This is a genomic window from Moraxella catarrhalis (assembly GCF_001632285.1).
GTDB classification, from domain to species: Bacteria; Pseudomonadota; Gammaproteobacteria; order Pseudomonadales; family Moraxellaceae; genus Moraxella; species Moraxella catarrhalis.
This window is the reverse complement of record NZ_LWAH01000012.1, coordinates 70,882-85,777: the sequence shown is the minus strand read 5'-3', so window position 1 is coordinate 85,777 and position 14,896 is coordinate 70,882. Positions and strand designations below refer to the sequence as shown.

At 41.6% G+C, this 14,896-nt stretch carries 13 protein-coding genes; 4 read left to right on the top strand and 9 right to left on the bottom strand.

The genetic code is table 11. The annotated features are described in order from the left end of the window. Positions 1-2: 2 nt before the first annotated feature. Positions 3-509 (bottom strand): LPS-assembly lipoprotein LptE, encoded by a 507-nt coding sequence (locus A4U55_RS02455; protein ID WP_003657513.1) that lies wholly within the window; start codon positions 507-509, stop codon positions 3-5. Then, on the bottom strand, positions 509-3,145 hold the full coding sequence (leuS, locus tag A4U55_RS02450; RefSeq protein WP_063453970.1) for a leucine--tRNA ligase: 2,637 nt from the start codon (positions 3,143-3,145) through the stop codon (positions 509-511). The genes A4U55_RS02455 and leuS overlap by 1 nt, the downstream gene beginning before the upstream one ends. A gap of 120 nt (positions 3,146-3,265) precedes the next feature. Here leuS and A4U55_RS02445 point away from each other — a divergent pair, with 120 nt between their 5' ends. Further along, entirely contained in the window at positions 3,266-3,619 is a 354-nt protein-coding gene (locus tag A4U55_RS02445; protein WP_003660276.1) for an arsenate reductase family protein, read from the top strand. Positions 3,620-3,656: 37 nt separating this feature from the next. Here the strand turns inward: A4U55_RS02445 and A4U55_RS02440 are convergent, their stop codons facing one another. The 4 genes from A4U55_RS02440 to queA form a co-directional block, all read right to left on the bottom strand. Beyond that, entirely contained in the window at positions 3,657-4,454 is a 798-nt protein-coding gene (locus A4U55_RS02440; RefSeq protein WP_003673300.1) for a PAP2 family lipid A phosphatase, read from the bottom strand. Positions 4,455-4,499: 45 nt separating this feature from the next. Continuing rightward, positions 4,500-6,236, bottom strand: a complete 1,737-nt coding sequence (locus A4U55_RS02435) for a phosphoethanolamine transferase (RefSeq protein ID WP_080534115.1) — start codon at positions 6,234-6,236, stop codon at positions 4,500-4,502. A 79-nt stretch (positions 6,237-6,315) separates the two neighbouring features. Continuing rightward, the gene (gene tgt / locus A4U55_RS02430) at positions 6,316-7,464 is read right to left on the bottom strand and encodes a tRNA guanosine(34) transglycosylase Tgt (RefSeq protein ID WP_003657508.1); all 1,149 of its coding nucleotides are present in this window, start codon (positions 7,462-7,464) and stop codon (positions 6,316-6,318) included. 116 nt (positions 7,465-7,580) lie between these two features. Continuing rightward, complete coding sequence (gene queA, locus A4U55_RS02425) at positions 7,581-8,654, bottom strand: tRNA preQ1(34) S-adenosylmethionine ribosyltransferase-isomerase QueA (protein ID WP_003664561.1); 1,074 nt, start codon at positions 8,652-8,654, stop codon at positions 7,581-7,583. A gap of 169 nt (positions 8,655-8,823) precedes the next feature. On the opposite strand from queA, the gene A4U55_RS02420 reads away from it, so the two are divergent. Beyond that, positions 8,824-10,020, top strand: coding sequence for an Mrp/NBP35 family ATP-binding protein (locus A4U55_RS02420; RefSeq protein WP_013108073.1), 1,197 nt, complete (start codon positions 8,824-8,826; stop codon positions 10,018-10,020). A gap of 90 nt (positions 10,021-10,110) precedes the next feature. Here A4U55_RS02420 and A4U55_RS02415 read toward each other — a convergent pair whose 3' ends face one another. The 3 genes from A4U55_RS02415 to A4U55_RS02405 form a co-directional block, all read right to left on the bottom strand. After that, on the bottom strand, positions 10,111-10,569 hold the full coding sequence (locus A4U55_RS02415) for a hypothetical protein (RefSeq protein WP_003660272.1): 459 nt from the start codon (positions 10,567-10,569) through the stop codon (positions 10,111-10,113). A 193-nt stretch (positions 10,570-10,762) separates the two neighbouring features. Further along, the gene (locus tag A4U55_RS02410) at positions 10,763-12,535 is read right to left on the bottom strand and encodes a sodium:solute symporter family protein (RefSeq protein ID WP_003667452.1); all 1,773 of its coding nucleotides are present in this window, start codon (positions 12,533-12,535) and stop codon (positions 10,763-10,765) included. A 3-nt stretch (positions 12,536-12,538) separates the two neighbouring features. Then, the gene (locus tag A4U55_RS02405; protein WP_003657503.1) at positions 12,539-12,805 is read right to left on the bottom strand and encodes a DUF4212 domain-containing protein; all 267 of its coding nucleotides are present in this window, start codon (positions 12,803-12,805) and stop codon (positions 12,539-12,541) included. A 349-nt stretch (positions 12,806-13,154) separates the two neighbouring features. Between A4U55_RS02405 and A4U55_RS09165 the strand changes: the two genes are divergently transcribed. Both A4U55_RS09165 and A4U55_RS09160 read left to right on the top strand, forming a co-directional pair. Beyond that, entirely contained in the window at positions 13,155-13,964 is an 810-nt protein-coding gene (locus A4U55_RS09165; protein ID WP_227513415.1) for a hypothetical protein, read from the top strand. 45 nt (positions 13,965-14,009) lie between these two features. Continuing rightward, positions 14,010-14,816 (top strand): TonB-dependent receptor domain-containing protein, encoded by an 807-nt coding sequence (locus A4U55_RS09160; RefSeq protein WP_227513414.1) that lies wholly within the window; start codon positions 14,010-14,012, stop codon positions 14,814-14,816. The last annotated feature ends 80 nt before the right edge of the window (positions 14,817-14,896 follow it).

The following is a 14,896-nucleotide window of genomic DNA, read 5'->3' as shown; positions in this document are numbered from 1 at the left end:
GGCTAAGGCGTATGTATCTGACTGCCAAGCGCATAGTACTGTTCAGCGATGCGATGTGCTAGGCTGTCTTGTAGCCATACTTTAACAATTTCGCCTTGCTGATCTTTGGTTGATACACCAGCTTCATTGTACTGATAGCTACGCTCAGCTTGCACCACTCTACGAATGGTCTGACCGTTCATCTGATAGATAATATCAGCAGTTAGCACCAAGCGAATTTCGGATAACACACCGAGCAGTTTATATTCACGATAGCGTAAATTACTGACTTGGATCTGATGGGCGGCATTGGTGTCGCTCACCACACCAAGCTGAGCCATCTGTGTTTCAAGTTTGTGTTTGAGTGCATAGCTCACAGCATTATTTTCGGTGATGATATTTACATGACTATAAGTCGGCACTAACTGAATGCCTGTCTCACTGATACCTCGTAGACCAAATCCGCAGGCGGTCAATGATAGTAAAGTTAATACCATTGCACCTGCTTGAATCATAGATTTTATTTGCATCAAGCACCCGCCACAACAAAGCTGATGAGTTTATTGGGTACGACAATCTCTTTTTTAATGTCACCAATGAGATACTTCGACACACCTTCAATATTCTTGGCTTCACGGATAAGCTCGGCCTGATCTGTACCAGAGGCAACCTCCATCTTACCACGCACTTTACCATTAACCTGCACCACCATGGTGATGGTATCGTTGATTAAGGCTGATTTATCCAAGACTGGGAAAGCTTGGGTGCGTGCATCGATTTTTAGTGCTTCTAACAAATATTCGCCAACATGTGGAGCATATAAAGATAGCAATGTCAATAACGCAACGATAGCTTCATGGCGTGCAGCAATGTCATTATTATCAGTTGGTTTAAAGCTTGCAATTTCATTACAAAGCTCCATGAGGCTAGACACAGGCGTATTAAGTGCCAAATGCTCGCCTAAGCTGACATCTATTTTAGCGATGGTTTCATGAGTTTTTCGGCGTAGATTTTTGGCATCTTTTGAAAGCGTGTCTTTATTAATTGTTAGATCATTTGATTGGTGATTTTGAATGGCTGACAAATGCTCACCAACGGTACGCCATACTTTTTTGATAAAATTATGTGGACCTTTTAAGGCACTGTCTGACCATTCAAGTGTTTGGTCGGCTGGTGCGGTAAATAGTGTATAAAGACGCACAGTATCTGCACCATATTGCTCAATAATCTCTTGAGGGTCGACACCATTATTTTTGGACTTACTCATTTTTTCAATTTTGCCAATGGTGACAGGCTTGCCATCGGCTTTTAAGGTAGCGCCTTCGATTTCGGTACCATTCATGACAAAGTCAATTTCATGCGGGAAATAGTAAGTTGTACTACCATCACTGTTTGAGCGATAATAAGTACCTGCCAAAACCATCCCTTGAGCCAACAGATTGGCAAAAGGCTCATCTTTACTTACCAAGCCTTCATCACGCATCACTTTGTGGAAAAATCTTGCATAAAGTAAATGTAGTACCGCATGTTCAACACCACCGACATATTGGTCGATAGGCAGCCATTTATCGGCAGCAGTACGCTCAATCATTTGGCTGTCATCGTGTGGTGATACAAAACGCTGAGCGTACCAGCTTGATTCTACAAATGTATCAAAAGTATCGGTTTCACGCTCGGCTGGCTGACCGCACTTTGGGCAAGTGGTCTGTAGAAATTCGGGCATATTTTTGAGTGGGTTGCCACGCCCATCAGGGATAACATCGGTGGGCAGCACCACAGGCAAATCAGCTTCATCGACAGGCACTGTACCACAGTATTCGCAGTTTACCATCGGAATTGGGCAGCCCCAATAACGCTGACGACTCACGCCCCAGTCACGCAGGCGATACTGAGTGGTGGTTTGACCTAAGCCTTTTTCGGTGATGATTTCATTGACTTTGGTGACTGCGTCATGATAAGACAAGCCGTCCAAAATGCCTGAATTGATACAAAACCCTGTCTTATCACTGTACCAGTCTTGCCATTGATTGGTGCTATAGTTACTTGGTTTGTTCTTAAAATCAATGACTTGTGGAATTGGCAGATTGTACTTATTGGCAAATTCAAAATCACGCTCATCGTGTGCAGGTACTGCCATGACAGCACCAGAGCCATAGCTCATCAGTACATAGTTTGCTACCCATACTGGCACATCGGTACCTGTGATGGGATGCTTTGCGGTCAAGCCTGTATTGATACCGACTTTTTCAGCTTTGGCAATGTCAGCTTCAGCGACCGAGCCTTGTTTACATTCTGCACAAAATTCAGCGATAGCTGGGTTTTGTTTGGCGGCATGCTGAGCAAGCGGATGTTCGGCTGCGACCGCTAAGTAACTGACCCCCATGATGGTATCAGGGCGTGTGGTAAAGACACGCAAAACAGCATCATGGTCATCGATTGAATAAGTAAAATCCAACTCCATGCCTTGGCTGCGACCGATCCAATTTTGCTGCATAGAGAGTACTTGCTTTGGCCAATGCCCCTCCAAGGTTTTTAGGTCATCTAACAGCTCATCGGCATAATCAGTGATCTTAAAGTAGTACATCGGGATATCACGCTTTTCAACAATCGCACCTGAACGCCAGCCACGACCATCGACCACTTGCTCATTGGCAAGAACGGTATTATCCACAGGGTCCCAATTGACGGTGGCAAGTTTTTTATATACCAAGCCTTTTTTATACAATTGTAGAAATAGCCACTGTTCCCAGCGGTAATATTCAGGTGTGCATGTTGCAAATTCACGAGACCAATCAATCGAAAGTCCTAATGCCTTGAGCTGTTCACGCATATTAGCAATATTGTCAAAGGTCCATTTGGCAGGTGCAACCGCATTAGCGATGGCGGCATTTTCGGCAGGTAGACCAAAAGCATCCCACCCCATTGGCTGCATGACTTCGTAGCCTTTTTGGCGATAATAGCGACTAAGCACATCGGTGATGGCATAGTTGCGTACATGTCCCATGTGTAGCTTGCCGCTTGGGTAAGGGAACATCGAGAGCATGTAGCGAGTGGGTTTATCCGTTGTTTCGTTATTGGTGTGGTAGCGTTTGTCGCTTTCCCATTGGGTTTGTAGTTGTTTTTCGATGGCAGAAAAATTATAATCTTCTAAAGAAATTTGGCTCATATTGCTATCCAAAAAAAGTGGAAAGTTAAGAAATAAACTTAGCTATTATACCCAAATTTACTGATACTTTGCTATACTTTGATCACTTTAAATAAAAAACTTCATCAAGGAGACAAACCGATGGCAATCACCATTTATGGCATCAAAAATTGTAATACAATGAAAAAGGCTTTTGATAAACTAAACGAGCTTGGCAAAACATATGAATTTTTTGATTATAAAAATGAGCAACTGACTTTGGATAAGTTTGGCAAATTTGTGGCAATCTTTGGCGATAAGGTTATTAATAAACAAGGTATGACCTATCGAAAGCTTGATGATGATGCTAAAGCCATATTAAATGGCGATGATGTGTCGGCGATGTATGAAATTGTCAAAACAAATCAAAGTATGATTAAGCGTCCGATTATTTTGGGCGGTATGAAGTCGGTGATTGGGTTTGATGACGCAGAATATGAGCAAATATTTGGGTAGCTCTAGGACGGCGAACTGATTCATCTTAGAGACTTGACTAAAAATCAATGTCATGCTTTTTGGTAAAAAACACCGCTGATAAACCGCTTGCCACAAACCAAGCCAATGCCATCGATACCAAAGTATGGCTAAAAAAATGATCGCCTATCATCATTTTATAAAGCCCCATTGTCCAGCCGATGGCACTGACCAAAATCACATAACGCCAGCGTTTGTGTTGTAACGCAGGCACAAACGCCAAACCATATAAACCAAAGCCAGAGCTGGCATGAGCCGCAGGGAAGCATTTTGCACGCTGTTGGCTTAGTATGTCTTGCCATAAAGACAAATAAGGCTTATCACCAGCAAAAATGAGCAGTTCATGGGGGCAAGGCACATGCGTCAGCGATTTTAATGTTGCCACCAACAGCGGTGTTAATGCCAAAACAGCAAACACATATAAAATATCAGATTGCCCAAAGTTAGCCAAAGGCGCATAAATGGGGGCATCTCTCCGCCCAAACAGCGATTTTGCTGAGTTGTCTGTTTTATCAGCCATGGTATTGGTATCAGCAATGAATTTTGTATCGGTAATGAATTGACGCCATACTAAAGTAGTCAGCAGATACGCCCCAAACACAATCAACAACCATTTGGGTAATTTATAAAACAGCATGGAAAAGACAAATTGGTCTTTGCTTAATAACCAGCGGCCTTGCTCCACATAAAACCATGAACTGATGGTAACATCGACCGAACCATGCTCAATAAACACAGCAGTCATCACGATGACTGCCAATGCAAGCAGGGCTTGGTTGATGGGGCTGATGGGAGACACAGGGCGTAAAATTGACATTTGATGATTCTACCTAGCTATTGGAAAGCTCCATTGGAAAGCTTATCAATCCAAAGGATTAACAAATGCTGTTTTATCTGCCGTGGCTTGTGTGCTGACATCAAATAAGTTGAGCAGTGTCGGGGTGATGGCATCGTGGCTAAAGCCAGCCGTTGGCGAATTTGCCACTGCAAATGGACTGTCTACTCCCAACCAAAGTAACGCAGGAATGCTCAGTTGTTCTTTTGGGGCAAACGCCTTAGGCATGCCATGTAAATAAACGCCTTTTTCTCCTAAGCTTTCACCATGGTCGCTTAAATATAACATGGCGGTGTCAGCGTGTGTTTGTGCTGCCAACCAATCGATGGTTTGTTTTAAAAAGTCATCAGTCGCCAATAACGCATTGTCATAAGCATTAATGACCGTTTGTCGCTCACATTCTGCCAACTCGCTACTTGTACAAACAGGCAAAAACTGAGCAAATTCATCGTCATAGCGTTTATAATAAGCAGGGCCATGGTTGCCCATTTGATGCAACACTATTAATATGTCTTGATTGGCATGAGCCTTGACATGGTCATCTAAATCCACCAACATGCCCACATCACGGCATTCATCATAAGGGTTGGTGTGGCAAATGGTGTTATTGCCACCTTGAAGGGGGCTGTTTTTGTAGTCTTGATACTGTTTGGCAGGCAGGCGATTCATCACGCCTTTTGAATCAGAGTTATTATCTCGCCACAATATCGCCACACCCAAGCGGTCTAAGGTGTCAATGACATTTTCATGGTAATCGGCGGTATCAACATCGTATTTTTCTGCTCCCAAATAACTGAACATACATGGGACAGAATATGCCGTTGATGTGCCACAAGAAGTGGCATTACCAAAATTATGCACTTGCCCTAAGCTAATGAGTTTGTCCATGTGGGGAAAAGTGGCTCGCTGATAACCATTAAAAGACGCATGGTCAGCACGGGCCGTCTCACCCACCACCATCACCACCAATCTGGGCTTGCGAGTGGAAGCGGTGGTTTTTTGTATGGCATCATTGGCGTGCATGATGGTTTCGGTGGGTTTGGTGGCGTTTTTATAACTCATATTGGCAAGTTTGCCTGCTGAATACATCACCGTTACAGGATTGGTAAAAAATCGCAACGGTTTATGTTCCCTAAAAAAACTGGCGTATTGACTGCTAAATGCCAAAATGGGCAAGCCAACCAATGCCAAAGCCACAAGATAGGTAACCAGCCGCTTCATTAAACTTGCTTTGAGTGTGCCAAATGACAATGGCTGCCCAATAATCCAACAGATGGGCAAACCAGCCAACAACACAACACGGATTAAAAGCTTCATGCTTAATAAATCTTTGGTTTCTGCCGTGTCAGTTTGTAAGGCATTTTGTAGCATGGTGGTGTCGTAGACAGTGCCATAGGTGTCGGTAAAATGACCAGCAAAAGCAGCGATTAAAATAAAACAAATTGCCACCGTCTTTAAGGTATGCCGATAGCCAAGCAACACCAATAAGAGCAACAAAACGCCTGTTAAGACTACCGCCAATGAAGCGATAAAAAGTGCGTAATTTGCCAATGGGTATACTGACATGACTTGTTGAAAAAATGTCACATTGGCAGTTGTGGTCAAAAATATCGCCACAATTGCCATAAACAGATAAGCATCTAACCCTTTTAAATCTTTGGTGCGGTGATGGCGGTTAGACCAAAAGCCCTTAGACCAAAAGCTGTTGGACTTTAAAAATTTGGTAAAAGTGGTGTTGTGGGTTTGGTTGTGTTTAAGGGACATGGTGCGGTGTCTTAAAGTTAATCTTGAAACTTAAATGATAAAAAGATGCTAAGCGATATTTTAACTCATCATGAAATAATTATGAGTTAAATGGTGGCACTGCCATACCCCAGCGAGCGTAAAATTGCACTACAAATTCATCAAAGGCATGGTGTTCGATCGCTTGACGGATATCAACCATCAAGCGTTGATAATAGCGTAAATTATGAATGGTTGCCAACTGAGCTGATAACATTTCTTTACATTTATGCAGATGATAAAGATAGGCACGGCTGAAGTTTTGGCAAGTATAACAGTCGCAATGCTCATCAAGTGGTGTGTCATCGGTACGGTATTGGCTATTTTTAATGCGAATCACACCTTTATTGTCATGATTACCTGTCACAAAATAATGGCCATTTCTGGCATTGCGTGTTGGCATAACACAATCAAACATATCAACACCACGGCGTACCGCTTCAACAATATCAGCAGGCTTGCCCACACCCATCAGATAGCGAGGCTTATCATTTGGCATGGCACATGGTAGATAATCAAGTACTTTTATCATCTCTTCTTTGGGTTCACCAACAGACAGACCACCAATGGCATAACCATCAAAAGGCATCTTTAGCAAACCTTGTAAAGATTGCATACGCAAATCTTTATACATACTGCCTTGAATGATACCAAATAATGCATTTTTATTTCCCAGGCGATGATGCTCATCAAGGCAACGCTGCCCCCAGCGTAAAGACAGCTCAAGTGATTTTTTGGCGTCATCGTGTGTGGCGGGGTAAGGCGTGCATTCATCAAATTGCATGATAATATCAGAGTTTAGGTCATTTTGAATTTGCATGGAGGTTTCAGGTGATAAAAAGACTTTAGCACCATCAACAGGTGAGCGAAATGCCACACCTTCTTCGCTGATTTTACGCATTGCACCAAGGCTAAACACCTGAAAACCGCCTGAATCAGTTAAGATGGGCTTATCCCAGCCAATAAAATGATGCAGACCACCAAAATGACGAATCACTTCCATGCCAGGGCGTAGCCAAAGATGAAAGGTATTTCCAAGGATAATATCTGCACCGATACCATGGATATCACGGGGCAACATGCCTTTGACTGTACCATAAGTGCCGACAGGCATAAATGCAGGTGTTTGGACATTGCCATGTGCTAAGCTGACAGTGCCACGGCGAGCATGATTGTTGCCGCCATCGGTATGATGTAAGGTAAATTTCATAAATTTCTCTAAGGTTGTTAAATAGTAAATATTTAAATAGTAAATGTTTAATAAGCCATCAATCAGGCATGATTTTTGTATCAACTAAGGTGAGCCAAATTGGTTGTAAGCTCATGTTACTGGGCTTTTTCCAAAAACATCGCATCGCCATAGCTAAAGAAACGGTATTTGTTTTTGATGGCATGATTGTAAGCTTCTTGAATGGTTTGAGTGCCAGCAAATGCTGAGACTAACATTAAAAGCGTTGATTTTGGTAAGTGAAAATTCGTAATCAAGCAATCTACCACACCAAATTCATAAGGTGGATAAATAAAAATTTGGGTATCTCCCAAAAATTCAACCAATTCACCATGAATACGATGACGGTGTGCCGTTTCAAGCGTACGAGTAACGGTTGTGCCAACGGCAATGATGCGGCCACCTGCAGATTTGGTGTTATTGATAAGAGTAGCAGTAGACGCAGGAAGATGAGCGTATTCAGCATGCATGACATGATCGGCTAGATTGTCGACTTTGACTGGCGTAAATGTACCAGAACCAACATGCAGAGTAACAAAAGCAATTTGAACGCCTTTTTTTCTAAGCTGTGTCAATAATGCGTCATCAAAGTGTAGGCTGGCTGTTGGTGCAGCAACACTGGCGGATTTGGTGGGATTATGAAAGACAGTTTGATAACGCTCATCATCTGTTTCATCAGCCTTTCGCTCAAAATAGGGCGGAATGGGCATTTGACCATAGTTATCCAAATCAGCCAAAATGGGCGACCTAAAGCCTAGAATAAATAAATTGTCTTGGCGACCGATAACGGTAGCTTGCATCTGATTATTGGCTAAATTTAGAGTTTGCCCGACTTTTGGTGAGCGGCTTGAGCGTACATGGCACAAGGCTTTATAAAGATTGTTGTTGATTTCATCGGGCAATATGCGTTCAATCAAAACCTCAACCGCTCCCCCTGTTTGTTTTTGACCATGCAGGCGAGCTTTGATGACTTTGGTGTCATTGAGTACCAATAAATCCCCACTTTTTAATAAGTTTGGTAAATCGGTAAATCGTAAATCTTGACAGCTGTTTTTTGAGACATGCAATAGGCGTGAGCTGGTACGCTCATTTAAAGGATACCGAGCGATTAGGTCGTCAGGCAAATGGTAGTCATAGTCGCTAAGTAAGACAGGTTGGGTTTGTTGTGTCATGGCTGATGAGATTGTCAATAATAAATTGCGTATTTTAGCAAACTTTGATCATATTCTCTAGCGACTGATTGCCTTTATGACGCACCGTAACTGTGCTAAAATATCTAATGATGATAGTTATGTCTATCAAAGTGTGAGTTAATCAATCAAAGTCATCTGGTGGTGAGATATGTTTGAATTATTTAAAAAGAAAAAGCCAACAACTGACCCCATGCAAGCAGTCATTGATGAGATGATGCTCTATGGACAGCCGTTTAGGCAATATATTGAGAAAATGGATATTGTTGATGATAAAATATTGCAATTACAAATGCGAATTTTTGAGTCTGATGATACCGCTGAGCTTGAAAAACAGTATCATAAATTACAACAAAAGCTGTATCCTATTGGCATTAAAGAGGTTAATATCAATGTTACGGTCAGCTCAAAGGATAATGGCTCGGACAATACTCACAACCACACCACACAGCCCAATCTTGTCAAAACCCATCATCCCACCAAAAAAACCGATGCCATCTCCGCTCAGCATGATGATAAGCCACCCACTAAGGCAGCAACTAAGCAGTCACAACTGAACGCCCATCCACGCATCACCCATATCATCGCTGTGGCTTCAGGTAAAGGTGGCGTTGGTAAATCCACAACAACGGTAAATCTGGCGTTGGCACTTCAAAAGATGGGTAAGCGTGTCGGTATTTTGGATGCAGATATTTATGGACCTTCCATTCCAACCATGTTGGGCGTGGCAACCAAAAAGCCGATCGTAGAAAATGACCAGTTTATCCCAATTGATGCAAATGGGATGGCAGTGCTTTCAATTGGTAATTTGATTGACGCTGAAAATACACCAATTGCATGGCGTGGCATCAAAGCAACAGGCGCATTAATGCAGCTTTATAATCAAACCAACTGGCCACAGCTGGATTATTTGCTGATTGATATGCCACCAGGTACAGGGGATATTCAGCTAACTTTGGCACAGCGTATTCCTTTAACAGGGGCGATTATCGTGACAACACCACAGCATATCGCACTGCTTGATGCCAAAAAAGGCGTAGAGATGTTTCATAAAACTGATATTAGGGTGCTTGGTATTATTGAAAATATGGCACTACATACCTGTACGCATTGTGGTCATACCGAAGCGATTTTTGGGACAGGTGGCGGTGATGAAATGGCAAAAGCTTATGATGTCCCTTTACTTGGTCAATTACCACTGGATGCCAGCATTCGTGCAGCAATGGATAATGGCAAGGCGGATGAGTTAATTGATGCCAACTTAGCTTGGCATTATGAGCATATTGCTAAGCTTGTCAATGAGTGTGCTATACAGTTTACCAAAAAATCCAGTGAGCGGTTTTTTTAATGTAGAATTTTAATATAGAGTATTGATCTGGTGAGCTGATATTAATATCAAAAAGATGCTTGTGATAAGCATCTTTTTGATTGGGTGAAGCTATGGACAAAGGGCGTCGATAATATTTTGATTGGTGGTGTCATTAAATGCCAAATTAGGATGAGTGCAATCAACAGAAATGCCAAGTGGATGCACTGCTGCACGGCGTTCAAAAAAATACAGCGTACTGTGTTTAATGGCTGGATTATTAAAATCTATCCGAGTGTTGCCCTTATCTAATACCACAAATTGAAAAACCTGTGGTTTGACATACGACCAAGGGCGAAACCAAGTGCTTTTTTCTACTTTGGCAACGACGATGCTTTGGTCAGGAAGCTTGGCAATGGCATCATTTGCCCAAGCATATTCGGTATATACCTGAAAGCCAATCATTCCCAATCCTGCTGCAACAGGTACGATCCATTTTGGTGCACGCTTATAAAATAATCGGATTGGCATAACAAGACCTGCCAATAAAAAACCGCTAAAGATGGTCGCCAAGATTTCCCAAAACATCATGATTGGTTTATCCTTTATATGTGTATAAAAAATGTAATTTTATGTAGTGAAATATTATGAATAAATATTATAGATAACTACAGCATAAAATGCCATAAAAATTATCACAATCTTATGGGTGTCACCAAAAAAACTATTTAAACTTATTAAAAAATCGCCCAGAATTCTGAGCGATTTTTTATAAGAGGGTAGGTTAGTGGTTGATTGCACCGCCTGCACCTTTTGGATAACGAACACTTTCAACCAAATCTTGAACTTCTTTTGGCGGTGGATTGCCCATGGCAGATACAGCGATCGCAACAATGAAGTTAATTACAGCACCAATGGCTCCAAATGACAGTGGCGAGACGCCTAAGATCCAGTTGGCTTCCACATTTTCAAAACTATTGGTGCCTGGAATGAAGAACCAGCCCATGTATAAAAATACATAGATACATGTTGCACTCAAGCCTGCAATCATGCCAGCAGTTGCACCTGTTGAGTTGATGCGTTTTGAGAAAATACCCATCATCAGTGCTGGGAATAAGCTTGATGCAGCAATACCAAAGGCGACAGCAACAACCTGTGCAGTAAATCCTGGTGGATTCATGCCTAAATAGGTTGCAACCACGATCGCAATCGTCATTGAGATGCGTGCCGCCATAAGTTCACCTTTGTCGTTGATATCAGGTTTGATGGTTTTCTTAATAAGGTCATGTGAGATGGCTGATGAGATTGCTAATAAAAGACCTGCTGCTGTGGATAATGCCGCTGCCAAACCACCTGCTGCAATCAAACCAATGACCCAACTTGGTAGATTTGCAATTTCAGGATTAGCAAGTACTAAGATATCATTATTGGCAGTCAGCTCATTACCTTGCCAACCTTTCTCGGCAGTAACGGTTGTTGCATATTCTTCATTTTTGTCATTATAGTATTGAATTAGGCCGTCATTATTTTTGTCCTCATATTTCAAAAGACCAGTCGTTTCCCAGTTTTTCATCCACTCTGGGCGTGCTTCGTATGCCAATGCTGGCTGATTAAGCCCTTGTGGGTAAACAGTATTGATAATATTTAGACGTGCCATAGAACCTACTGCAGGTGCTGTGGTGTATAACAGTGCAATAAAGATCAATGTCCAGCCTGCCGAGATGCGTGCATCTGATACTTTAGGCACGGTAAAAAAGCGGATGATAACATGTGGCAAACCAGCAGTACCAATCATCAAAGACATGGTCAATAAGAACATATTAAGCTTATTTGGCACATCAGCGGTATACTGAGCAAAGCCAAGGTCAGCAACCAGCATATCAAGCTTTTGTAGAATTGGCATACCTGTACTGACATCATTGCCAAACATACCCAGCTGGGGAATTGGGTTACCAGTTAAGTTCAAAGAAATGAAGATGGCAGGAATGATATAAGCAACCATCAGTACACAGTACTGAGCAACTTGGGTATAAGTGATGCCTTTCATGCCCCCAAGAACTGCATAAAACAAAACAACAATCGCAGCAATGATAAGACCTGTGTTGCTATCAACTTCTAGGAAGCGAGAAAAAGCAACGCCTGCACCTGTCATTTGACCAATAACATATGTCGTACATGCCAAAATCAAGCAGACAACTGCAACTAAGCGAGCTGTTTTACTATAAAAACGATCGCCAATAAAGTCAGGAACGGTAAATTTACCAAACTTACGCAAATATGGTGCAAGCAATAAAGCCAACAGAACAAAGCCACCAGTCCAGCCCATCAGATAGGCAGAGGCAGCATAACCACCCATGGCAAGCATACCCGCCATTGAGATGAATGATGCTGCACTCATCCAGTCAGCAGCCGTTGCCATACCATTAACAACAGGGTGTACACCACCGCCTGCCACATAAAATTCTTTGGTAGAGCCAGCACGAGCCCAAATCGCAATACCAAAATAAAGAGCAAATGACAAACTAACAAAAATGATATTAATCCAAAATTGACTCATGGGTTAGTCCTCCTTGACCCCAAAGCGTTCTTCAAGCTTGTTCATTCGCCATGAATAAAAAAAGATTAAAAGAATAAAACACAAAATTGAACCTTGCTGACCGAACCAAAAACCCAAGTCAGCACCACCGAATTGGATGCCTGACAGCATTGGTCTAAGCCAAATGGCAAAGCCATGGGAAACAAGTGCCCAAATAATTAAACAAATAGTAATGATTCGGACATTGGCTGCCCAATATCCACTGGTATGATGATGTTCATGTTGTGACATAGATCACTCCTTGTCAAAGGAGCAGGGTAGGCGTATCATCAATACGATATGATGTCATGTGTGAAGCTAATCCCTGCTTACAATTTTCCTTTTGTTACCTGATTTGATGATGATAAAACCAGCGTGTTAACACCGTGTTAATAGTTGGCTGGACAAATCAGATGGTCATAGCATAGCATAACCATCATCAATTACAATCTTTTTTATGAATTTTTTATAAGATGAAGCTTCTATAAAACTAACCAAACAAGATATTAACACAAAAGCACGCACAGATGATTATTGTGATGGTGAGCATTGTCAAGCACTGAGCAACCCATTAGGATTACAGCTTAAAGATGGTAAAGTTGTGGATAAAAATGGCAATCCTTTTACGGTTGCTGCAGGTGAAAACGGTAAAGCTGTGCTTCATGCGAATGGTAAAGTGTATTCAGATTTTGACAGCAGGCGTGTTGATCAGCATTGGTTTGATTGTGATGTCTTTGACTGTGATAGTCCAGTTGATGCTTATGAAGCAAACTATGGCAGGTTTGTTCGCACCACTAAAGTCAACTTGGATCGCAGAAAAACTGATCCTAATACCAATAAAACTTACGCAACGACTTCTCAATATTCTCATAAGATACTGATGCCATTTCCGTCAAGCCAAGGGTATTTAGAAAATTTATATTCTGATCGTGATTTAAATACCAATACCAAGCAGATGAATCTTGACTTTAAAAAGTGGCTGGATAAAGGTAGTGTATCTCATCACATGACTTATGGTGCAAGCTATGAAACAACCGAAAAATCCATGGTCAATAAATCTGGATATAATGCTTGGTCATCGACTTGGTGGAGTGATAAAACCTTAGGCTGGGATTTTAGTGAAAAACTTCGTACCTGTGATAATTCATCAACATTTAATGGTCTGTTGTGCCCAAGACACACTACTTTTTCATTTTTAATTCCTGTAAAAACCAAAGATGGCTCGGTTTACTTAAATGACTCTGTCTTAATTGGTGATCGGGTTCGTTTGGGATTGGGATATCGCTATAACCGTATCAAATATCAGCAAAATTATATACCTGGACAAACTGCCAAAATTCCAGATGATTTGGTCAAAGGTCTATTTATTCCACTACCAAGCAATGATGTTGGCGAAGAACCAAAATGGTAGAGCTCAAAATACAGTGGTAGAAATGACCCAAAATTTAGAACCGATTTGGCGGATTATCATGCCAAAAAAGAGGCTTATGAGACCAAACTTGCCCAAAACCCTGCAAAAAATATTGCTTATATTGGACAACCCAAAACCCATTCGCAGCATTCATACAGTCTCTCGCCTGCGTTTGATGTGACCAAAAATATCAATTTACAGGTCAAGTATTCTAAAGGCTTTTATACCGATTTTATTGATTTTGTTTTTCGTGGTTTGGAGGATATTGAAAGAAAAAGTTCTAGAAAATGGTCAGTTTATCAAAGCATGAATCGGCAAAATGCCAAAGCAGAGGGTATTGAGATTAATTCTGTGCTAAAATTGGGTGAGCTGGTACCTGCCATAAATGGAACACAGCTCAGCTATAAGATGACACGCCAAAAAGGTCGTGCTGATGGTAATATTCCGATGAATGCCATTCAGCCTGACACCTCGGTTTTTGGTATTGGTTATGATGCTAAGAATGAAAAATTTGGTGGAAATTTGTACATTACCCGTGTCAGTGCCAAAAAGGCTGAAGATACCTACAATCTATTTTGGAAAGAGGAGCAAGCAAAAGATAGTACGCTTAGATGGAGAAGTGGCGGTTATACGACGGTTGATTTAACAGGTTATTATAAACCTACCAAAAACCTGACGCTGCAACTGGGTGCGTATAATCTTACCAATAAAAAATATATGACTTGGGATTCGGCACGCTCAATTCGACCATTTGGTACCAGTAACATGATTGATAAGAAAAATGATGAGGGAATTAATCGTTTCTTAGCGCCTGGTCGTAACTTTAAGGTCAGCTTAGAGTATGTCTTTTAATAAGCCAAAGCGTTGATTAAATGAGTAAATCATAAAACCACCCAAAATAGTAATTTTGGGTGGTTTTATGATGGATGAAA